Raw genomic sequence first — 20,956 nt, 5'->3', positions numbered from 1 at the left:
CTTCATTACCAACTAGACGATTTTAGAGCAAGTTTAGAGAAAGCGAAGCGAGATATACCAGCTTATCCGTTTATCGAGTCTTCTAGTTACTATCCGTATGAAAAATATGATCGTTATCCGTTTGATGAATATTCTTAAACACACACCAGTGAAAAAAAGAGCGTGCAAACTTTCGAGTAGTTGCGTCACGCTCTTCTTTTAGTTATTCATCCTCATAAACTCCACAAACTCATCGGCTGTTAATTGTTTCGCCAAATAGTACCCTTGGACTTCATCACAATTCATCGTTTTTAATAGCTCAATATGACGACTTGTCTCTACCCCTTCAGCTATAACCTTTAAACTTAAGCCATGTCCAATTTCAATCATTGATTTGGTTAATTTTTGATCATTATTATTTTCTAAAAGGTCTTTAATAAATGCACGGTCGATTTTTAACACATCGATTGGAAATAATTTTAAGTAACTTAACGATGAATAACCCGTTCCAAAGTCATCAACTGAAACTTGGATTTGTCGTTTTTTGATTTCTGCTAAAACAGGTTCAACTATTGCAGGATTTTGAAATACACTTTCTGTTAATTCAATCTCTAGATACTTAGGGTCTAACTTTGTTTGTTCTATTATTCGATCGATCGTAGTTAATAAATATTCCTTATTACTGAATTGTTTGGCTGAAATATTAACTGAAACTATTAGCGGTTGTAAACCTTGTTCTTGAAATTTTTTATTTTGTTTACACGCTTCAAGCAGAACCCATTCTCCAATTTGATAAATTAACCCTGTTTTTTCAGCGATTGGTATAAATTTAAAAGGTGAAATGACCCCTAATTCAGGATGGTTCCAACGAATAAGAGCTTCCATTCCTGTAATGATACCCGTTTTTAAATCTTGCTTTGGTTGATAAGTCCAAAATAGTTCTTCTTTCTCAATTGCTACTCTTAAATTATTTTCTATGCTATATTCCTCGTGAAAATTTTTGTGCATTTCCGATTGATAATACACATAGAAGTGGCCATCGGTGCCTTTCGCTTTGAATAAAGCAGCTTCAGCATGCTGCATGAGTGTAATAAAGTCTGTTCCATCTTTCGGGAATTGACTCACACCAATAGATACCTCTAGATAAAACGTATAACCATCAATTTTAAATGGTTCATGTAATTGTTTATGAATTTCCTTTAATATTTGCTCTACCTCTTGTTTATTGGATATATGTGGTAAATAAATAGTGAATTTATCACCATACTGACGAGAAAAACCCCCTTTTCCTGTCAATATATGTTCTAATCGTTTCGCAAGTTCTACTAATGTGAAATCCCCTAAAGTAAAGCCTCGCACATGATTAATATTCTTAAATCTCGCTACATCTAATCTAAGAATTGTCGCTTCCTGCATCAACGATTTAATATTTTTCTTTACAATCATTTGTAACCTGTTATGATTTGGCAAATGAGTCAACTGATCAGCGTATGCGAGTGAATAAATCTTTTCATCGGCTTTTTTCTGTTTTGTAATGTCCGTTTGAATTCCAAGAAAATTTACTAATTTCCCATCCTCATAAACAGGTGTAATGCTTAATAAATTCCAAAACAGCTCGCCATCTTTCCTATAGTTTAAAATCTCAATAGAAAAAGATTCTCTGTTTTTAATTCCTTCTCTTATTCGTTTTTTTGCTTTGGTTGACGTTTTTTCTCCTTGCAAACGACTAGGTTTACGACCAATCACTTCTTCTGCTCTGTACCCAGTTAGTTTTTCAAAACCAGCATTTACAAAGGTAATTGGATTATCTGGTAGTATTGGATCGGTTATTATGACTCCAATTTCTAAGTTATTTATTGCTGTCGCTAATTGATTATTTTTCTTAAGTGAATGTTGTAAATCTAGTTGTATCCGTCGATTTTCTTCAAGATTTTTTTCGAAATTTCCAGCAAGTTGATTAAAGGAATCACCAACATATTTTAACTCATCTTTCGTCTTCACTTGAATTCTTGACCGTAAATCACCTTTGATCCATTGTGATGTTCCAGTTTGTAGTGCTTGTATCGTTTGCATAACTGAAACATATACACCTCCAAAGAAAAGGTATATTAACAAAATAGAAAATATAATAATTAAAAACAAAATGATTTGTTTTATTTGATACGACTTTTGCATTTCATTAAGATGATCGAGTAATATCAAATTACCTTTTTCATATAACAGAAAGCCCCTATTTATGGCTGCTGTCGCCTGGTTAAAAATCACTTCCGTATCTTTTAATAAAAAGTCATCACTTTTAAGCAATTCCAAAAACATAACAGTTTCGTTAATGAATTGTTGCTTCTCGTATAATATATTTTGCTCTCGATTATAATGACTTAAATAATAGGTTTTCATCTCAAAGTCATCTATAAATAATTGAATACCGCCAATCATCAATAATAACTCGTTTTTCTCCTGTTCAGTTAGTGTCTCTTCAAGACTGATTCTTGATGAAAACGAACGTAATTGGCCTATTTTTTCTGTTCCCAAAAGTAAATCTTCATTAATTGCATTGCTAAGACGATTCATTTGTGGATCAGGGTGTGAACTACCCACCACTTACCACCCTTACGGGTTGTTTGAAGTGGGGGCTTCTTGGGTAATCGCCACTTTTGGTAGCTGACGAATTTGACCAAGCTAACCCTCTTGTTCCAAGAGTTTATATTTGCATTAGGCAGTTGCTAATAAGCGTATGCCTTCTTTTTTGATATTTAGCGCCGAATTGTAATCTCTATCAAGATTTAGCCCACAATCGCACTGATAGGTACGTTCCGATAATCGTATTTCTCTTATCGAACCACAACTCGAACAAGTTTTAGTAGATGGGAACCATTTATCTATTTTGACAAGTTGTTTCCCTTGTTCTTTTAGCTTGTAGTGTAAGAAAGAAGTGAACATTCCCCAACCGTTATCAGCGACACTTTTCCCGAATTTTAGAGCTTGTGACATCCCTTTCATATCCAAGTCCTCGATAATAACCGCATCATAAGATGTAACTAATGCTTTCGATTGATGATGTAAGTAGTTTTTTCGTTGATTGGCGACTTTTTCTTGGATTTTAGCCACTCGAATACGTTGTTTGTTCCAATTTGAGGACCCCTTCTTTTTGCGAGAAAGTTTACGTTGTTCAATTGCTAATTTATCAATCATTTGTCGATAGAAACGTGGGTAATTGGCTTTCTTACCTGTTTCACTATCAACAAATAACCCATTCATCGCAAAATCTAAACCTACAACATTTTCAATGTCCTTACTCTTAATCTCTTTTTCGTACTCTGTGAGAATGGAAATATAGTATTTTCCTGATGAAGTCATAGAAACTGTACAAGATTTGATTGTATGGTCAGAAGGAATGTTTCGATGTTGTTTGATTTTCACCATTTTTAGTTTCGGTAATTTGATATGACCATCCAACAACTGAATATTCCCATTTACGACATTCGTTGTGTAGCTTTGGTTATGTCGCTTACTTTTGAAATTTGGAAACTTTGCATTACGATTGAAGAATGCTTTATATGCCTTATTCAAGTTTAGTTGTGCATTTGCTAGGGCTAATGAGTCTACTTCTTTTAACCATGCAAACTCCTTTTTATATTTAGCAGGAGTGGGATGCTTCACCTTTTTCAATGCTTCTTTATCATCTTTCAGGTTTTCGTACGTTTCTTTTCGTTCGGCTAACATTTTATTGTAGACAAAACGAACGCAACCAAAAGTTTTGCGTATCATCAAAGCCTGTTCATCTGTTGGATACAGTCGAAACTTATAAGCCTTGTTTTGTTTAGCCATATCAAATCACCTCACTTCATTCCTTGATTTTCAATATATTTTTTCACCACTTCAATAAGCGAACCACCAGTAGTCAATAAACAAAAGCTTCTTGACCAAAACATTTCTTTCCACAACTTTTTACGAACATGAGGAAAATCCTTCTTGATGAGTCTTGAACTTGCACTTTTGTAGGCGTTGATAAATTTGGACAATTCACTATTAGGTTGTGCTTTGAAAAGAATATGTACATGGTCAATATCATGGTTCCACTCGACTAATGTAATATTGTATTTCTCACTCAACGACACGAATTTATCTCTTGCATAGTTTGAAATAGTATCATCAATGACCTTTCTTCGATATTTCACAACTAATACAAGGTGATAATACATCAAGAATACTGAATGGTTATTACTATCTAACTTCATTGTTATATCAATCCTTATTCTTTATAAGACTGATTATAACATAACGAGAAAAAAGACAAAAGAAAAAAGCCTTTGGGCTAAAGCCCAACCGAAATTCATCTCCCCCTTACCGTTGGGCTACGCCCTTCACACGCTTGAAGAGGGAGACTTCTTTCGGAAAGACGTTAATTTAACTTCCGCCCATTGAGTTTTTATTTCGTTCCATGTGTCTATATCAAAAAAATCATTCTTATGATTTTCGATTTGTTGTTCGATTTCTATTATTTTTAATTCAACTAATTCTTGCCTCTCACGTATCGTTTCACTAAATTCATCATACCCTTTCATATAAGATTGATTTAAACCTCGATGATATTGGGTATGGAGTAAAAGTTCAGCAACATTTTGCAATGACAACAAAGCTTCACGCTCTGTTTCACTCTGACTAATTTGTCCTTTAATTTCAGAATATAAAATCAGCATAACAATAAGCATTGGTACAAAAATAGCAACAAAAAACAGCAGAAACTTTTTTGAATAAGAAATACGCCCTATCAACTTTACAATCCAATCAGGTACCAGTTTCCAAATCATAAATTTCTTAAGCGCTTATGTAATAACAAGCCCCTAATAGCCTCCCTCCTATCTGTGAAGTCTACCTTTGAAAGAAACCATAGAAAACAATGTTAAATACCCTATTTACGACCAATTTAGTTTTTAAAATAATAACTAGTCATAGATCAAAAGCTAACGTTTTGTTTTCTAGAGGTTCGGCTTTTTTTACTATTTCCGAGTTTAATTTTAACACAATGAATTTAGGGATTATAGGCTACCTATTGGTAAAGGCTTACTATGTTTAAATCAAACATTTTTACTCCATTCACTTGATAAAATGAATGTTAGTCGAGGCCCACAATCACACAGACGTTGCCACAGGACCTGGCAACGTTTGTGTTTATTAGTGTTGGTTGTTACTGGAAATTTATCCCTCACTAAAAGATCTGACGGCAAAAACACATCAATACCTTCAAGGACTGATGTGCAAAATTTTATGATTATAAACATTCGTTCGCTATAAGTTCATAGGAAGCCAATCGATCATCATAAGAGTGAGTAATGGTGACAACCATCATTTCGTTCGCTTGATATTTTTTTTGTAAATCAGTAAGTTGCTCTCTCACTTCTTTCGGATTACCTATTACCATTTTACTCTTCATTTCTTGAAACATTTTTAATTCAGCTTCATTATAAGAATAGCTCTCAGCTTCTTCTACTGTTGGTACACCTTTCTTTCCTTCACCTTTAGCTAACTGAATTTTCCATAACAAACCACTTAAAGCAAGTTGCTCTGCTTTTTCTGTCGTTTCTGAACAAATGGCTGAAACAGCTATGATGGATTCTGGCTTGAGTAAGTTTGAGCTCGAGTTAAAATTCTCGATATATGACTTCATAATCTGAGGACCATCTTTATCGCTCATAAAATGACCGAATGCATATGCTGTTCCGTTATCTGCGGCTAGTTTTGCACTTTTAGCACTCGTTCCAAGTACCCATGGTTGTGGTGACTCGGTCGGTAACGGGGAGGCAGATATTTTTGAATACATATGGTCTGAAGGAAAATCATCCTTCAAGAAATGAAGTAATTCTTTAAAGGCATCTGGTAACTGATATACTTTTTGCAAATATTTATCTGAAAGCGCCATCGTAACTTCCGCCGAACCACCCGGTGCTCGTCCAATTCCTAAGTCTATACGTCCAGGAAACAAAGTTGCCAACATATTAAAAACCTCAGCAACTTTATATGGCTTATAGTGAGGAAGTAATACGGCTCCTGCTCCAATTCTAATCTTTTTTGTGTTAGCCCCGATATACCCTAACATTATTTCAGGAGCTGAACACGATAAACCAGAAAAATCATGATGTTCTGCAATCCAGTACCGGGAGTATCCTAACCTCTCACCGACTTGAGCAAGTTCCATCGATGCTTGAAGTGCGTGGGCTGCAGTTTTCCCTGAAGATAACGGCGATTGATCTAAAATACTTAATTTCATTCTATATATTCCTTCATGGTCTACTGTACCTCGAGTAAAGATAATTGGAAATCTGCCATACATCTTTCATTAGAAAAATCGGTTCGTGAAGTCGAATAGTTATAAATCGTTGCTCTAAACTGTATTCCTTTTTGAGGAACTTTTACATCAAAAGTCTTTTTATATAAATGACTTGTAACATCATGATACTCCTCGCCACCTCTTACTTTAAAAGCAATATTAATTTTTTTAAGAGGTTCTCCTGTTTGATTAACCACTATTTCTTCTTTATAGTTTGTTACTTGCAATGTTAAATCGTCTAAAATTACTTCATTAACCATCGTTTCGACCCCTTATCCAATATTAAGTGCATGATATCATAGGTATTCACTACAATCAAACCATACTGCTTTTTATAATAGCCGTTAAGGTGATCAAACTGAATAAATAGTTGATCCATTTTAAGTTGATTTTCCATAATGAACCGTGCCTCTCTTGCATAACAGCTACAAAGAAAACTAGAGTTTTAGTTTATTGGTTTGATTTCTCCATCTTCAATGAAAATATCATATGAGATACCTTCCAAATACTTATACATTCTTTTACGATAATCATCTCCTTTATCAACAATCACATCGTTGTCGATATAAAACGGGTTAAACTTCATCTTTACTTCTCCATCTTCAATAATAATACTTAATAAACCTGTCTCTGCGGTTGGCCCCGTTATATAATCTGGGAAGAGAAAGTTCCCTAAGGAGTAAGCAATTGGCTTACCATTATAAAATTCAAATCCTTGTAGTACATGGGGATGCGCACCAATAATGGCATCAGCACCAGCATCAATCATTTTCTTCGCATAATTTCGTTGGTACGGTTCTGGCCGACTAGCTCTTTCAATGCCCCAGTGCATATAGACCAAAACGTAATCTGTATTTTCTTTTTCCTTTTCGATAATCTCTATTACTCGTTCTTCTTGATATCCGCTGGCAATTCCAGGTTTATCCTTTGTTGCATACCATGATACATCTGGTAAAACCCTTGAAAATGCTAAAAATTTAACCTTTTGGTCGTTTAATAGAACTTCGTGAGACGCATAAGCTTCTTCACTATTTTTTCCAGCGCCAATATATTCGATACCATATTCTCTTAAATATTTTATCGTGTCGAGTAAACCTTCTTCCTGGTAATCGAGCGTATGATTGTTGGCTAATGAAACTAAATCAAAACCAGCATTGACTAACCCTTCTAGCTTTTTAGGATTGGATTTGAAATTATATTGTTTGGCATAAGAATTGTTCGAAGTTGTAATGGCTGTTTCTAAATTAGCAACCGCATAATCTGCTTGTAAGATGTCGTCTTTAACATGTATAAAGGGATAATCTACTCCTTTAGAGTTGATTGTGTTTTTTAACGACATCTCCATCATCACGTCTCCAACAAAGATGATTTCAACTGGTTCACTGTGTTTTCGTAAGAACTCTGGAACAGTTTCATCCAAGTCTTTCTCCAATACCACATCATCAGCTTTCAATGCTAAATTCTTTACTTCCTTTTCAACCATAGCTGGTTCACTACACCCCATTAAAAATATAAACAGAACAAAGCTAATGATCTTTTTCACGCCGTTTACCTCTCTCTATTAAAATATTTACATGTCTATTTCCCTTCCATCATAACACTAGATTTACTTTGTGAATATATATAGAAAAAAGGAGGAATTCACTTGGTAGAGTTTTTTTCACAGATACAAGTACATCCTCAACTATTAATTGTTGTCCCAGCATTAATGATCCTTGGAAACATCCTAAAAAGAACACCAAAAATACAAGATTGGATGATTTTATGGCTATTATTGTTCGCAGGTATTATTTCAGGAATAGTTACTATTGGATTTACAATCCAAGGGATTGCCAATGGAATTATCGCCACTGGAGCAGCCATTACAACTCATCAAGCATACAAACAAACTTTTACTAAGAGGTCCGAAACAGATAAAAAAACGATAAAGTGAAGCTTTACCTTGCCATTAGATTCGAACAAAATTCACTTTAAATCCACACAACTTTAAGTTGTGTGGATTTATTTTATCCTTTCCTATCTATTTCCTGACGCGTTCCAATATAGATACGTCTTTTATATCATGGATGAGAAAAAAACAACTACTAAACCGTTTTTAAATGAGCTTTTCCTTTTATTTGGGGTAGTATTTGCTGTGAAAGTTTTCTTTAGGTTCATATCCTTCCTTTTATTAGGAGTATCCAATCCTAATCTACCGTACGAACTTTTTTTTAACATTCCCTTTCTACTAGAAAGGCTTCATTTAGGTGCAATCAAAACATTAACTAAAGAAAATTAAGTTTACAGCCGAAGCTAAGACCATAATCATTGCTAATTTCCTAATTAAGTGACTTGGTAGTTTCTCAAACCACTTAAGTCCAAGCATTGTACCAATGTAAACCCCTACAAAACCAACTAAGAAATAGATTGAAAAAGTAGAATTAAAGTCACCGTTGATACCATGTAAAATGATTGTAAATAAACATGTAAGCACTACCGTTATTTGAAGGTTGGCGTTATATTTGTGTTTGTCACTATAAAGAATTAAAAAATAAAAAACAAAAAACGGGCCCCCCACCGCAAAGACCCCTCCTATTAAGCCACCTAATAATCCAAGGACGATCGGTGTAAAAGGATTCATCGCTGACGCAGTGGAGGAATTTGCTTTACTAAAATATAAATAAAACACCATACCAATTAGAAAGAAGCCCAAGACCTGTTTTAAAAAATCCATTTCTCCATAAGTATTTAGTACAAAAAATGCCAGAATTCTACCAACTAGCGCGGAACTCACAATCAACAGTAAACCTTTTAATTCAATATATTTATAAATCTTTAAAAGAATACTAACCGAAGCTACTAACAATAATGAAATCACAAGTAACGTACTATCCTTTAAAGAAAACATAATTGGAAGTAATCCCATCGCCACGAGGCCAAAACCAAAGCCGCTAGCTCCTTGAATAAATCCTCCAAACAGTACGATAAAAAAAACAAAAAGAACTTCCCAAACCATGCTGACCTCTCCTTAGTACCATTCATCCTTAATTAATTTGAACTTATTACACTTCTATCATAGACTCCTCGGTAGCACTTAACCAGCGCGTTGATTTTCAACACTCATTTCGTTCACCACATATCGACCATGCATAAAATTGTATAGAGCGATTCCGAGTAAAAGAATGAATGAACTGTAGAAATAAAGTGAATGTAAGCTTACTTGGGCAACGATCATCCCGACAATAAAAGAGCCTACACCAATTCCTAGATCAAAAATAGATAAGAATGTTGCCATGGCCAAGCCCCTACGCTCTGTTGGTGCTTTTTGAACAGATATCGTTTGAAATGTCGGAAAAAGCGTCCCCCATCCGAGGCCAATTAATGCAGCTGACAAAAGAAACACGAAAGTCGTCGTGGACATACTTAAGAGAAACATACCAACAGCAAATATGATAATACACGGATAAACAATTTTATTTGCAACCATATTGGTCCAACCATCTTCCCGTAAAAGGTCTTGAAAGTAACATGATAGCAGCATACACCACAAAGAAATAACTAGCGGCTTTTATCAAACCTACTTCTTCAGCATATACAGGTACGAACGACAAAATGGAAGAATAAATAATAGCAAATATTGCTGCTACAATTGAAATACGAATCGCTGTTTTTTCAACAATTGAAAGCTTATGTTTTTGTGGGTTACCTGTCATAGCTTCTGGAATTTTACGATTTTCCTTTGAAACTAGTAACCCCATCGCTAAAGCTACAAAGCTACTTATAGCGACGATAGAAAATAACGTAACTGTACTCCATTGCAAGATAGCAGTTAATCCTATGAAAGGGCCTAAAACGACAGCAATATTAAATGACAACGAGTAGTATCCCATTCCTTCTCCTTTTCTTGAATCAGGTATTACGTTCGCAACAATCGAACCCGTTGCGGTTGTTGCCATCCCAAACCCTACACCGTGTAATAACCGAATAAACATCATCGAATATACGGAATCCGATATAAGATACAAACCAGAAGAGATGATAAATATAAATAGACCTATAAATAAAATATTTTTGTTTCCAATTGAAAGCGCCCATTTCCCTGCAAATGGACGTATAAAGATAGCAGTGATTAGAAATAACGTAATGATCAATCCAGCTTCTGTTTCAGTTCCATTTAATTCCGTTATCGTATAGATCGGTAAGGTAACAATTAAATAATAAAAAGCTAGGAAAACGAACAAATTACATAATGTAATACATATAAAATCTTTAGTCCAAAGGATTGGTTTACTCATCGTTAAGTTCCTTTCTGGAGGTTATAATATGTAACCATTGTGATAAAAGCTGATCTAACTGTTCTTCCGAGTCTTTCGGAAAATGTTCAAGTAACTTATGATTTGTTTCTGTTATCGCTTTTTCCCACTTTGGATACTCTTGATGAGCTTTTTCGGTGAGTTCAATTAACTTCATCCTTTTATCCTCTCCACTTACTTGTCTTACAATTTCTTTTTTTACTAATCGTTGGATGTTTCGTGTTAAAGGCGGGGCCTCGACAGCTAAATACTCACACAACTCTGTTTGTGTTAATGTGCCTTTCGTTTTCAATGTAAAAATAACAGACCATTGAGCACTATATAAACCAAATGGCTGAAGTGCCTTATTTGCTCGTTTTGTTAAGAGACGGGACAATTGGTGTAATGAGTGAAACATCTTTAAGTCAGTAACGATAATAAACACCCTTTCTAAAAACATTACCTAGGTAACTAAATAGTTATCTAGGTAATTATAACACAATATGATTAGATTCATTCGTTTTTAGTCTGCTCTTTAAAATCAAACTGTCTTCAGATGATGCATCAATGAAATATACATTCCCACTGAACCAAAACAAACTCCTACTCATTTTATCCATTTTTTAGTAATTCCCCCCCCAACTACTCGTTGGTAAGTATACTACTAGTAGTAAACCACTTCTTAGAAATATTTACTAAAAAGTGTATAGGTAATCTTGTTTTAACAAATATTAAAATAGATGTTCTAAATTTAACTAAAGTAGGAGGAACTATAATGGATGCACAACGAGCACAACAAATTTCTTCATCACCCGATATGGCAAATGTTATGTACAACGGACAACAGGTCTATATAGAGCATGTAGACCAAAATAATGGAACAGCTACAATTCACCCAATTAATGACCCGAATCAGAAACAGAGTGTCCCCGTAAACAATTTGATGGAACAATAAGTAGAATAGCATTACCCGTATGGACATATACATTCCATGCGGGTTTTATTTTTTACAGTCTACTTCAACCTCAGCTCAATGAAATATTAGGAAATGAAGAAAAAGAGCCAACATTTTATAAGAATGCTGACTCTTCACTTTTTTTCGTTACATCATATTAGTACGGGCGAACAAACGCCGTACCAACAATAATTAACAAAATAAACAACACTACGATTAACGCAAAGTTGCTCACTGGTTTGTGAGTACCAGACATAGTGATCCCTCCTTACCAACCTATTATGAGAAGATTATCCTCTCACTACTAATCTATGAAAAAAATCTATATTTGCTAGGACTAATGAACACGGCAATTTTACTATTTTTAAATTGTTTATCCGTAACTGGCCTAGGTGGAGAGTAGTATCAACTAAAAAAGCTTAATTTTTTTCTTAGCTCTAATCTAATTAGGATATTTCTAGGTGTATGCCCTGTCACTCCTCAAAATTTAACATAGGCTAATTAATGTATTTCACATCAAATAAATTTTGAGGAGTGCGTCATAATGAATTTGTATCCTTATTATCCTGTAAATATTCAACAACCTGGTGGCTACTATAGACAATACCAACAAAACCCTTATATATCACAACAGGATCACCAACCGATGATGAGACAACAACCCACCACTCAAGAGCTAGATAGAAGAGTGAATGAACTTACTAGACAAAATCAAGAGCAAAGTGCTGAATTAACTCGACAAAACCAAGAAATTGTTCGTTTGAACAGTGAAATTGGGAGAATTAACGAAGAAATTGGCCGTATAAACCAAGAAATTATCCGCCTCAACCGAAATGATGAACTTCATACAGATCGACTAAATCGATTAAATCAAAGAGTTCGCACAGTGGAAAGAAACTTAAACATTCCATTTACTCCAACAACCGATGGATTTTAATTAGAAAATCACGTCCTTCACCTGAAAAAGCGGTACCTTTTCTGAAACTAAAACCGTCTATAGCAAGTAAACGTACCTAAAAATAAAGAAAAATCAACAGGGACTCATACTACCCCTGTTGATTTTCTTAGTACATAATTTCATTACAGTACATATAAAGTATCATTAGCTTAAGATTTTTTGAGTTTGCTCAACTAACTCTTGTAATCTTTTTTTACAATACTGTACTGTCTCTTCCTCATTCTTCACTAATGCTTCATGTAATTCCATTAATAGATAATCCGTTTCCAACTTCACGATGTTCATTTCTGTTTGTTTAGTCATTGGTGCAACTAACCTTAGTTGCGCTTTTTCACTTCGTCGCAGATGTATGACTTGAATTTCTTCTTGTCTTTCTTCTATTCTTCTTTTCTTTCTTTCATATATATTCTCGATCCTCATCATCTTCTTTCTTGCTTCAAATAATAGTTCATTAAATGCAATTGAAAACGTTCTTTCACTAGTTGTTAATTCTTCAATCGCTAAAGTGAAAAGACCCTCTTTTTCTTTAAAAGGAAGTTGATATTGTTTTTCTCCATAAATAACTAAAGTTTTATCCTCTTTATTTTCGATCCACTTGTATGGATAGACTGTCTTTATTTTCCCCAAAAATTCTTCGACTAGGGTTTTATTCATCTCTAGTTCAATGTTCATAAATCTTCCAATAAAAGTCATGGGATCACCTCTTTGTCTTGTCATTTTAATGTTAATCTCATTGATATTGACCTTACATGAAGTGCTTAGTTTTATCGGGTAACAAAATAGAACAGTATTTCTTTAGTTTTCTTAATATTATAATAATTTATGAAGCTACTACTTGTCCATATACTAAATTTTGCTGTTGTCCCAAAAATTAGGTAACATTGATCCTATCGATTTTTTAACAAAATAATCATAAAAAAGAGCTCTAAAATGTTTTAGAACTCTCACTTGGTTTATTCAATGGTGAACTCTTTTATTATTTTATAAGTTGGCCCGTCCATTGGTGTCAACCACACTGATAGTAGATACTCACCTTCTTGGAGGTCCAATTCATTTAAATCGATCACATATTCTAACTGTTCATCTGGCTTCAATTCCTCTTCACCTAATGCTTGAAGAAATGTAGCAACACTTGAAAATAAATAGATATCTTTTCCTTCTTTAGTAGTTATTGAATAATTGATTCGCTGTGAGCTCGAAAACTCTATTGTCACAACTTTGTCCGATTGATTCATGACCTCATAATGAAAAACGAGTGGACTTTCCTCCACAAGACTAATGGTCATTTCTCCATCTACAATTTCACTTCCTCCAGTAGTAGGTTCTTGACTTGCTTGTTCATTCCCCAAACCACACCCTGTCAAAAAAAATGCGAACACCAGTAAAAATAACACCTTCATCATGCCATCCCCTTTTTTGTTTATACAATATATTTGACGTTGTATTTTAGAAATGGTTTCAATTTTTATTGGATTAACATTTATCTATTCTCGGCAATACTTCTTGAACATTTGTAAGTTGTCAACTGTTCCTTAACACCCCAAAAAGATAGCTCCCTATATAGAGAGCTATCTTATCTACACTAATCAACCAAGCATTTGATTTAACTATTTACTCGGTATTGTTATACAAATTTTTGATCTCGTCGGTCAAAAAACTCTTTTAAATTTCCTCTTTTGGATTTCCCCATTCCCTCAGCAATTTCATTTGTTGTATGGCTTAATAGGTGGGAAGCGAAATGCATTTTCATGGAGTTCGTATACCCCATGATGTCCATTGTATTATTAACTGATTCTTTCACAAGAGAAATTGCTAAAGGTGGCATTTGCGCGATTTTACTCGCCATCTCCATAACCGCATCATCTAATTGTTCTACTGGAACGACTTTATTCACTAAACCTAACTGAACTGCTTCATCCGCTTTTATTGCATCACCTGTAAATAAAAGTTCTTTCGTCTTCTTCTCTCCAATTAACCACGGTAAAAACATTAGTTCTTGGCTATTAGCACCCATTCGTACAACTGGCTCACTAAAAATGGCATCTTCAGAAGCAATGACAATATCCGTTACAGATGCAAGTGCTAACGCTGCAGCGATACAGTGACTATGCACTTTTGAGATAATTGGTTTTCTTATATTCCGAATGTACATCGACTCGTCGAAGTAGTATTTACGTTCAAAGGCAATACGCTCATCACATGTATCAGGATATTCTTCATTCGGGGACAAATCATGTCCTGCTGAAAAACAAGGACCAGCCCCACTGAAGATGATTACTTTAATATCTTCACTTTCTTCTGCACGTTTGAACGCAGCTGACATTTCTACGATCATTTCTTTATTAATCGCATTTCGTTTCTTCGGTCGGTTCATGATAATTTCCGCAATACCTTCGTTCACTAATTCTTTATAAATAATTGTATTAAAATCCATTTCTACCTCCAATTGAATGATATTTATATGAAGAACTCATTAAATTTACCTTGGCATTCCTAGTATTCTCTCAGAAATAATGTTTCTTTGTATTTGTGAAGAACCAGCAAAAATAGTTTCAGCTCGTGAACGCATAAAGATTTGTTGAAACTTACCTGAGTTTAAACCGTCTTCACCCCAAAATGGACTTTCCAACCCTTGTATTTCCATTGCTAGTTCTCCAAATCTTTGATGGTACTCGCTCCAATATAGTTTTTGAACAGATGCTTCAGTTGTCACCTTTTGGTTGTTAATGAGTTTATTAGCTATTTTTAACCCCATATGTCTTAAAACTTCAACTTCTATATACGATTGTGCCAACTTTTGTCTATAATACGAACTATTAGTGATAGCTTCCCCAACTTGAGTTTCTAACCGCTTGCCCAATTCTAATAATTCAGTTAATTCTTCAGAAAAATGTGCTGCGTGCCCAAGTGAATTTCCGCCTCTTTCATATGATAACGCCCTCATCGTAACTTGCCAGCCTTCATTGACGTTACCTAAAACAGAGTCTTTATCGATGATTACATCATCAAAAAACACTTCTGCAAAATCATTTTCTTCCCCACTCATTTGTTTTAAGGATCTAACTGTAATTCCTTCTGCTGACATCGGAACAATAAAAAAGGTAATTCCTTTGTGTTTCGGCGCTTCATTATCTGTTCTGGCTAAAAGAATGCTATAATCTGCATGTTCAGCCCAACTGGTCCATACTTTCTGGCCGTTGATTACCCACTTATCTCCTTTTAGCACTGCTTTTGTAGATAACGCCGCTAAATCAGAACCTGCATTCGGTTCCGAGAAGCATTGACACCACATTTCTTCTCCTCTTATGATTTTAGGAAGAAATCTTTCTTTCTGTTCTTCTGTTCCTAACTCAATCAGTGACGGACCAAAAATTTGTTTGCCGATTAAATTCATTCCTGAAGGAGCATTAAGTTTTGCACATTCTTCATTAAAAATAGTTTGGAAAATAATATCATTACCCTGACCACCATATTCCTTAGGCCATGATATTCCAGAATATCCACCTTCATATAGTTTTCTTTCCCAATCTAGATTTTGTTCAGCACTAAATTCTCCATTATCACTTTTCGGTATGTTTTCTATTAACCAATTACGAACTTGTTCACGATATTCCTCATGCTCTTTTGAAAATGCAATATCCATCTTTAATCCTCCATATCTTTAAGGTTAAGAGTATTTTTTATTATTTTAATGCGTACTTTTGCATCTATCATAAATTTTGTATCAGCCATTACACTTTAAGTACAGCTTTTTGATTTAGCATGGACTGAAAAACTTTTTCGCGATGGTAATACGAATCACCTAACATAACTGAACTTCTTCGTGCTCTTTTATAATAAAGATGAACATCACTTTCCCAAGTATATGCAATTCCTCCATGTACCTGAATTGCCGTACCTATTATTTCGTTACTAGCATCTGAAACATAAGCCTTTAACATTGAAGTTACTTTCATTAGATCTTCATCCGCATTGGAATCAATGACTGCAGTTGTATAATCTAAAATGGCCTTACTGCTATCTAACAAGAGATACATATCGGCAGCCATATGTTTAATGGCCTGAAACTTTGAAATGGATTGGCCAAATTGTTCTCTTTGATTCGTATATTCAACGGTTCGTTCAAGTATTTCTTCACTGGCACCTACCATTTCTGCACTAATCAACAGCCTAGCAATCATCTTCATCTCATCGAATATAGATGTAGAATTTTCGCCTGTTGTGAGAACATCTTGTTGTGAGAATTGATAATTTTTCACTCGAACATTGTATAGAGGATACGTTTCATCCATCGAGTCTCTTTTTCTTACTTCTATATTTTCATTATTTAAATTAACAACCAAGACTTTTTCTTCGCTATTTATATTAACCTTTGCGAGCATATAGTTAGCATCCTTAGCAAAAGGAACATACGTAAACTCCCCAGTTACCAATAACGCATCTTCTTTACTTGTCACATTCATAGTCTTACCTTCCCAAGCAATTGTACATATTTTTGTACCTGAAGTTACTTCGTTATAAATTGATTCGAATTTGTATTTTTCTAACACATAGGCAGACACGTAACTTTCCATCAATGGAAATGGCAGTACCGATCTACCTACTTCAAATGATGTTAATACTGCGTAGGTTATTCCCTCTATAGATTTTGTTTTCTCATTCCAACTGACTGGTCCTAATAACCCTTGTGAAGCTAGCAAATTTGTAAGAGTTTCTGAGATTTTTCCATTTCCCATATACTCTCTCACTTTTTCAATTGGGTGTTTATCTTGCAACATGTTTCTTACTGATTTTTGCAACATTTTCTCATCTTCGGAATAATCAAAATTCATATATCATTTCTCTCCTTTTTCATGAATAGTGGGGTTATCGTTTTGCAAATTTAATCTTTAAGTCCTTCTTTAGGATTTTCCCCATCTGGTTTTTAGGTAACTCATCCATAAATTCAACAGAGGTAGGACATTTATAACTAGCCAAGTATTTTTTACAAAAGGCGATAATTTCTTCAGAACTTAAGGATTCGTTTGTTTTAATTGCAACGCAAGCCTTAACGGTTTCTCCCCATGCATCATCAGGAACCCCAATAACTACTGCTTCTAATACTTTTGGATGCTTATAAAGTACATTTTCAATCTCAATTGGGTATATATTTTCACCACCCCTGATGATCATGTCTTTTTTTCTACCAGAAAGATAGATATATCCATCCTCATCAACGGTAGCTAAATCACCTGAGCGAATCCAACCATTTTGCAACGTTTCTTTTGTTGCCTCAGGTTTATTCCAATAACCGATCATGTTACCCGCCCCTAAAGTAACAATTTCACCCACTTCACCAGGAGCTATTTCCTCACCACGTTCATTAACAACCTTAACAAAGTCTAGTGGACCACCTTTACCAACTGACTTTAAACGATGAACATTAATTTTCTCATCCAAGTTATGATCTTTAGGCTCCAAATAAGTCACCGCTCCATTTTCACTCGAACCGTATGCTTGGGTGAGGTCACAATTAAATTTTGAAATTGCTTTTTTGAGCATTTCAACTGGTATCGGGGCTGCCCCATAAGAAATATGTTTAACGCTCCGTAAGTTATATTGTTCGATATTGGGTACATTTAGTAAAAAATTAATCATCGATGGAACAAGCCATAAAGATGTAATTTTTTCTTTATTGATAAGTTCCGCAACTTCTAATGCATCAAATTGTTTAGTAATATAACAAGTGGCGCCGTGTAACCAAGCTCCAATATTTGATGATAGTCCTGAAATATGAAACATTGTTCCAGCACAATAATGTCGATCATATTCCGTTATCTGACTCCAATTTAAAGTCATTCTTGCAATTTGTGCTTTATGTGTAATCATTGCCCCTTTAGGAGTTCCAGTGGTTCCACTTGTATATTGAATTTTAAACAAATCCGTATCATTAAAGTTTTCAATTTCCACAATGCTTGGTGTCCCCAACGCTAATAAATCTTCATACTTCAACATTGAAGAAGTTGTACCTTCAAAACAGATATACTGTTTAATGTCAGGAATTTGATCACGTATCGAATTAATTAAAGATACATATCGTTCACCGACAAAAAATACAGTAGACCCTGAATCCTTAATGACATATTCAACTTCTTCTTCACGAAGTCGATAATTAATAGGAACATATATAGCCCCTACATGTGCGATCGCCAAAGCTGCTTCCAAATATTCGTGACTGTTGGTCTGCATTATGGCTACTCGATCTCCCTTTTTAATTCCCAATTCTATAAGTGAATTTGCTAGACATAACATTCTGTGATTGGTTTCTTGATAAGTAAAACTTTTGTCTTCAAATACAGCACTAATATGGTTAGGATACTTTCTAGACACCATAGGTAAAATATCACCCATCTTCAACATTAGCATCACCCTTTCTGAAATAACTATTAATTAAGAAAAGTCATAGATATAACTCTCCAAGTAACTAATAGAAGATCTACATTATTGATGGTAAAAACAAAACAATTTCAGGAAAAATGATTAAGAGTATTGCTGCTAACAATACAACCCCTATGAAAAGCCAGCTTCCTCTTAATACAGTATTTACTGGAACCCCAGAATGTTGACTAGTGATATATATATTAATTCCTACAGGAGGCGTTACCAATCCAATTTCAAGAAGTAATACAATGACAATTCCAGCCCATATTGGATCATAACCGAGCCCTAATAATAGAGGATAAACAAGAGGTAAAGTAACTAATAGTGACCCTAACAAATCCATAAACATACCCAAAATTAGGTAAAGGATTACTATAGCTGCTAAGATCATCCACGTTGACATACCACTTGCTTGTATAAATGCTAAAATATCTTGCGTCACTCTTGTCATCGTCACATAATACGTAAATACATGTGCACCAACGACAATAATGAATATCATCCCCGATTGTTTCGCTGTTGTTACAAGTGACTCTACGATCATTTTCCAATTTAACCTTCTCATGGTTAAACCAATTACCATTGCGCCAAAGGCACCAAAAGAGGCAGCTTCTGTTGTTGTCCCAAATCCAAAATATATAAAACTTAAGACAAGCAAGATTAATAGAACAGATGGCCATATTTTGATTGTGGATTGCCATCTCTCTTTCCAAGAATAACGTTCTGTCTTACTATTTTCTTTTATACCGACCCAAATAACAGTTATACATAATAAAAAAGCAAGTAATAGACCAGGTAAAATTCCAGCAATCAATAGTTTTCCTATAGAGTTTTCCGTTTGAATTCCATATATAATTAATGGAATACTTGGAGGTATCATAACAGCTAATGTTCCAGATGATGTAGCCACTAATCCAGAAGCAAACCAGTCTGGGTATTTGGCTTTGATCATTTTTGGAACAGCAATTTCAGACATTACGGTTGTTGCGGCAATACTTGACCCAGTTAGTGTTCCGAACCCTGCACTTCCTAAAACGGTTGAAACACCCACCCCACCAGGTTTATGACCGATCCATCTTAATATACACTCAAATAGGTCATCTGCTATTCTACTTTTAGACATAAAATGAGCCATCAATATAAATAGAGGGATTGTACTAAATGTAAAATTATTTATACTCCTGTAGGCAGTTGTTGAATAAATTCCAGTTAAAGGATCATAACCAATTAAAGTAATGGTTCCGATTGAACCAACAACAAGAAGTACAAAGGCTATTGGCATTCTTATGAATAACAAGATAATTAATAATATAGCCATTAGTAAAAGCACGTATCATACCTCCTTTTCTCTTGTCTTGGTCCATTATTCCTGAGTATATTGATCATTCTTATTCCTCAATATATTAATAGAATCAATTAATAACCTAACACAAAATGATAACAAGCCTAGTGAAATGATCATTAAAGCTGGCCAAAGTGGATAGTCCAGTAGACCTCTTGAAGTAATCCCATTGGAGAAATAATCCATCCCCATTCCGAAATTAGCAATGCCTAATGCAACAAATGCAATTATGGCTAATAGATTCGTAACTATTCCAAAAAACTTACTCCATCCTAAGGAGACTTTATCCTTTAATAAATCTACACTTACATGCCCTCTTTCTTTAAGAGTGTAACTTATAGAAAAGTAAACGATAATTGCCATCAAATACTCCCCAGTTATCTCTACTGTCCCAATAATCGGACTATTAAAAAGATTTCTCAGAAGAACGTCTGAAAATATTAAGAGCATCATTAGAAATATACTACCAGCAGCTATCATTACAAGAAAATCATCAAATTTATTATGATACTTAATAAACCGATCCATGCTCACCCTCCCATGTCTATATATTGACTATTACTATTAATAGAGAGGCTATCTCAAAAGTGTCTAGCTTCTCAAAATTCATAACTTATAGTGCAGTGAATCTATGCAACTATTTACCATGTCAGAGATGCCCGAGTTTACTTTTGAAATAGCCCCCTCTAATACAAACTTGGTT

At 34.6% G+C, this 20,956-nt stretch carries 24 protein-coding genes; 3 read left to right on the top strand and 21 right to left on the bottom strand.

Translation table 11 applies throughout. The annotated features are described in order from the left end of the window. Positions 1-198 precede the first annotated feature (198 nt). From BK574_RS02075 to BK574_RS02045, 8 genes are all read right to left on the bottom strand, one after another. The gene (locus tag BK574_RS02075; protein WP_078427285.1) at positions 199-2,577 is read right to left on the bottom strand and encodes an EAL domain-containing protein; all 2,379 of its coding nucleotides are present in this window, start codon (positions 2,575-2,577) and stop codon (positions 199-201) included. Positions 2,578-2,691: 114 nt separating this feature from the next. Next, complete coding sequence (locus BK574_RS02070) at positions 2,692-3,807, bottom strand: RNA-guided endonuclease TnpB family protein (RefSeq protein WP_078427284.1); 1,116 nt, start codon at positions 3,805-3,807, stop codon at positions 2,692-2,694. Between the two features lie 11 nt (positions 3,808-3,818). Further along, on the bottom strand, positions 3,819-4,217 hold the full coding sequence (gene tnpA / locus BK574_RS02065) for an IS200/IS605 family transposase (RefSeq protein ID WP_078427283.1): 399 nt from the start codon (positions 4,215-4,217) through the stop codon (positions 3,819-3,821). Between the two features lie 126 nt (positions 4,218-4,343). Continuing rightward, positions 4,344-4,790 carry a hypothetical protein gene (locus BK574_RS02060; RefSeq protein ID WP_078427282.1) on the bottom strand — a complete coding sequence of 149 codons (447 nt, stop codon included), beginning with the start codon at positions 4,788-4,790 and terminating at the stop codon, positions 4,344-4,346. 461 nt (positions 4,791-5,251) lie between these two features. Beyond that, a complete protein-coding gene (locus BK574_RS02055; protein WP_078427281.1) occupies positions 5,252-6,247 on the bottom strand; it encodes an LLM class flavin-dependent oxidoreductase in 996 nt (331 codons plus the stop codon). A 20-nt stretch (positions 6,248-6,267) separates the two neighbouring features. Then, entirely contained in the window at positions 6,268-6,567 is a 300-nt protein-coding gene (locus tag BK574_RS02050) for a DUF3219 family protein (protein WP_078427280.1), read from the bottom strand. Continuing rightward, entirely contained in the window at positions 6,552-6,704 is a 153-nt protein-coding gene (locus BK574_RS27275) for a hypothetical protein (RefSeq protein WP_158211496.1), read from the bottom strand. The genes BK574_RS02050 and BK574_RS27275 overlap by 16 nt, the downstream gene beginning before the upstream one ends. A 48-nt stretch (positions 6,705-6,752) precedes the next feature. Continuing rightward, a complete protein-coding gene (locus tag BK574_RS02045) occupies positions 6,753-7,850 on the bottom strand; it encodes a CapA family protein (RefSeq protein WP_238457918.1) in 1,098 nt (365 codons plus the stop codon). A 102-nt stretch (positions 7,851-7,952) separates the two neighbouring features. Here BK574_RS02045 and BK574_RS02040 point away from each other — a divergent pair, with 102 nt between their 5' ends. Continuing rightward, complete coding sequence (locus BK574_RS02040; RefSeq protein WP_238457917.1) at positions 7,953-8,240, top strand: phage holin family protein; 288 nt, start codon at positions 7,953-7,955, stop codon at positions 8,238-8,240. A gap of 327 nt (positions 8,241-8,567) precedes the next feature. On the opposite strand, the gene BK574_RS02035 is transcribed toward BK574_RS02040, so the two are convergent. The 4 genes from BK574_RS02035 to BK574_RS02025 all read right to left on the bottom strand — a co-directional run bounded on the left by BK574_RS02035 (position 8,568) and on the right by BK574_RS02025 (position 10,975). Continuing rightward, entirely contained in the window at positions 8,568-9,302 is a 735-nt protein-coding gene (locus tag BK574_RS02035; protein WP_078427279.1) for a TSUP family transporter, read from the bottom strand. Positions 9,303-9,380: 78 nt separating this feature from the next. Continuing rightward, positions 9,381-9,773, bottom strand: a complete 393-nt coding sequence (locus BK574_RS29015; RefSeq protein WP_338020578.1) for an MFS transporter — start codon at positions 9,771-9,773, stop codon at positions 9,381-9,383. Beyond that, positions 9,760-10,581, bottom strand: coding sequence for an MFS transporter (locus BK574_RS02030; RefSeq protein ID WP_338020577.1), 822 nt, complete (start codon positions 10,579-10,581; stop codon positions 9,760-9,762). The genes BK574_RS29015 and BK574_RS02030 overlap by 14 nt, the downstream gene beginning before the upstream one ends. Next, positions 10,574-10,975, bottom strand: coding sequence for a MarR family winged helix-turn-helix transcriptional regulator (locus BK574_RS02025; RefSeq protein WP_238457916.1), 402 nt, complete (start codon positions 10,973-10,975; stop codon positions 10,574-10,576). The genes BK574_RS02030 and BK574_RS02025 overlap by 8 nt, the downstream gene beginning before the upstream one ends. A gap of 378 nt (positions 10,976-11,353) precedes the next feature. Here BK574_RS02025 and BK574_RS02020 point away from each other — a divergent pair, with 378 nt between their 5' ends. After that, the gene (locus BK574_RS02020) at positions 11,354-11,533 is read left to right on the top strand and encodes a small acid-soluble spore protein H (RefSeq protein WP_078427278.1); all 180 of its coding nucleotides are present in this window, start codon (positions 11,354-11,356) and stop codon (positions 11,531-11,533) included. A gap of 157 nt (positions 11,534-11,690) precedes the next feature. Here BK574_RS02020 and BK574_RS02015 read toward each other — a convergent pair whose 3' ends face one another. Continuing rightward, positions 11,691-11,789 carry a YjcZ family sporulation protein gene (locus BK574_RS02015; RefSeq protein ID WP_075386426.1) on the bottom strand — a complete coding sequence of 33 codons (99 nt, stop codon included), beginning with the start codon at positions 11,787-11,789 and terminating at the stop codon, positions 11,691-11,693. 288 nt (positions 11,790-12,077) lie between these two features. Between BK574_RS02015 and BK574_RS02010 the strand changes: the two genes are divergently transcribed. After that, on the top strand, positions 12,078-12,470 hold the full coding sequence (locus BK574_RS02010) for a hypothetical protein (protein ID WP_078427277.1): 393 nt from the start codon (positions 12,078-12,080) through the stop codon (positions 12,468-12,470). A 165-nt stretch (positions 12,471-12,635) separates the two neighbouring features. Here BK574_RS02010 and BK574_RS02005 read toward each other — a convergent pair whose 3' ends face one another. From BK574_RS02005 to BK574_RS01970, 8 genes are all read right to left on the bottom strand, one after another. After that, positions 12,636-13,163: a hypothetical protein gene (locus tag BK574_RS02005; protein ID WP_139313830.1), complete on the bottom strand. Its 528-nt coding sequence runs from the start codon at positions 13,161-13,163 to the stop codon at positions 12,636-12,638. Positions 13,164-13,444: 281 nt separating this feature from the next. Next, positions 13,445-13,891, bottom strand: a complete 447-nt coding sequence (locus tag BK574_RS02000; RefSeq protein WP_218970526.1) for a BsuPI-related putative proteinase inhibitor — start codon at positions 13,889-13,891, stop codon at positions 13,445-13,447. Positions 13,892-14,115: 224 nt separating this feature from the next. Continuing rightward, positions 14,116-14,925 (bottom strand): enoyl-CoA hydratase, encoded by an 810-nt coding sequence (locus tag BK574_RS01995; RefSeq protein ID WP_075386422.1) that lies wholly within the window; start codon positions 14,923-14,925, stop codon positions 14,116-14,118. 45 nt (positions 14,926-14,970) lie between these two features. Next, entirely contained in the window at positions 14,971-16,134 is a 1,164-nt protein-coding gene (locus tag BK574_RS01990; protein ID WP_078427275.1) for an acyl-CoA dehydrogenase family protein, read from the bottom strand. A gap of 88 nt (positions 16,135-16,222) precedes the next feature. Next, positions 16,223-17,323, bottom strand: coding sequence for an acyl-CoA dehydrogenase family protein (locus BK574_RS01985; RefSeq protein WP_078427274.1), 1,101 nt, complete (start codon positions 17,321-17,323; stop codon positions 16,223-16,225). Positions 17,324-17,357: 34 nt separating this feature from the next. Then, a complete protein-coding gene (locus BK574_RS01980; RefSeq protein WP_158211495.1) occupies positions 17,358-18,890 on the bottom strand; it encodes a class I adenylate-forming enzyme family protein in 1,533 nt (510 codons plus the stop codon). A 76-nt stretch (positions 18,891-18,966) separates the two neighbouring features. Then, complete coding sequence (locus BK574_RS01975) at positions 18,967-20,241, bottom strand: TRAP transporter large permease (protein WP_078427272.1); 1,275 nt, start codon at positions 20,239-20,241, stop codon at positions 18,967-18,969. 33 nt (positions 20,242-20,274) lie between these two features. After that, positions 20,275-20,781: a TRAP transporter small permease gene (locus tag BK574_RS01970; protein ID WP_078427271.1), complete on the bottom strand. Its 507-nt coding sequence runs from the start codon at positions 20,779-20,781 to the stop codon at positions 20,275-20,277. Positions 20,782-20,956 lie beyond the last annotated feature (175 nt).

The sequence above is a fragment of the Alkalihalobacterium alkalinitrilicum genome (genome assembly GCF_002019605.1).
Taxonomy (GTDB): domain Bacteria; phylum Bacillota; class Bacilli; order Bacillales; family Bacillaceae_F; genus Alkalihalobacterium; species Alkalihalobacterium alkalinitrilicum.
Note: the sequence above shows the minus strand (reverse complement) of the source record. Positions and strands in the feature narration are given on the sequence as shown.

What these genes read in the sequence shown, in the direction of transcription:
- BK574_RS02070 (WP_078427284.1), bottom strand. Translation starts at nt 3,807, where the DNA reads ATGGCTAAACAAAACAAGGCTTATAAGTTTCGACTGTATCCAACAGAT.
- tnpA (WP_078427283.1), bottom strand. Translation starts at nt 4,217, where the DNA reads ATGAAGTTAGATAGTAATAACCATTCAGTATTCTTGATGTATTATCAC.
- BK574_RS02060 (WP_078427282.1), bottom strand. Translation starts at nt 4,790, where the DNA reads ATGATTTGGAAACTGGTACCTGATTGGATTGTAAAGTTGATAGGGCGT.
- BK574_RS02055 (WP_078427281.1), bottom strand. Translation starts at nt 6,247, where the DNA reads ATGAAATTAAGTATTTTAGATCAATCGCCGTTATCTTCAGGGAAAACT.
- BK574_RS02050 (WP_078427280.1), bottom strand. Translation starts at nt 6,567, where the DNA reads ATGGTTAATGAAGTAATTTTAGACGATTTAACATTGCAAGTAACAAAC.
- BK574_RS27275 (WP_158211496.1), bottom strand. Translation starts at nt 6,704, where the DNA reads ATGGAAAATCAACTTAAAATGGATCAACTATTTATTCAGTTTGATCAC.
- BK574_RS02035 (WP_078427279.1), bottom strand. Translation starts at nt 9,302, where the DNA reads ATGGTTTGGGAAGTTCTTTTTGTTTTTTTTATCGTACTGTTTGGAGGA.
- BK574_RS29015 (WP_338020578.1), bottom strand. Translation starts at nt 9,773, where the DNA reads ATGGTTGCAAATAAAATTGTTTATCCGTGTATTATCATATTTGCTGTT.
- BK574_RS02030 (WP_338020577.1), bottom strand. Translation starts at nt 10,581, where the DNA reads ATGAGTAAACCAATCCTTTGGACTAAAGATTTTATATGTATTACATTA.
- BK574_RS02020 (WP_078427278.1), top strand. Translation starts at nt 11,354, where the DNA reads ATGGATGCACAACGAGCACAACAAATTTCTTCATCACCCGATATGGCA.
- BK574_RS02015 (WP_075386426.1), bottom strand. Translation starts at nt 11,789, where the DNA reads ATGTCTGGTACTCACAAACCAGTGAGCAACTTTGCGTTAATCGTAGTG.
- BK574_RS02010 (WP_078427277.1), top strand. Translation starts at nt 12,078, where the DNA reads ATGAATTTGTATCCTTATTATCCTGTAAATATTCAACAACCTGGTGGC.
- BK574_RS02005 (WP_139313830.1), bottom strand. Translation starts at nt 13,163, where the DNA reads ATGAACATTGAACTAGAGATGAATAAAACCCTAGTCGAAGAATTTTTG.
- BK574_RS02000 (WP_218970526.1), bottom strand. Translation starts at nt 13,891, where the DNA reads ATGAAGGTGTTATTTTTACTGGTGTTCGCATTTTTTTTGACAGGGTGT.
- BK574_RS01995 (WP_075386422.1), bottom strand. Translation starts at nt 14,925, where the DNA reads ATGGATTTTAATACAATTATTTATAAAGAATTAGTGAACGAAGGTATT.
- BK574_RS01990 (WP_078427275.1), bottom strand. Translation starts at nt 16,134, where the DNA reads ATGGATATTGCATTTTCAAAAGAGCATGAGGAATATCGTGAACAAGTT.
- BK574_RS01985 (WP_078427274.1), bottom strand. Translation starts at nt 17,323, where the DNA reads ATGAATTTTGATTATTCCGAAGATGAGAAAATGTTGCAAAAATCAGTA.
- BK574_RS01980 (WP_158211495.1), bottom strand. Translation starts at nt 18,890, where the DNA reads ATGTTGAAGATGGGTGATATTTTACCTATGGTGTCTAGAAAGTATCCT.
- BK574_RS01970 (WP_078427271.1), bottom strand. Translation starts at nt 20,781, where the DNA reads ATGGATCGGTTTATTAAGTATCATAATAAATTTGATGATTTTCTTGTA.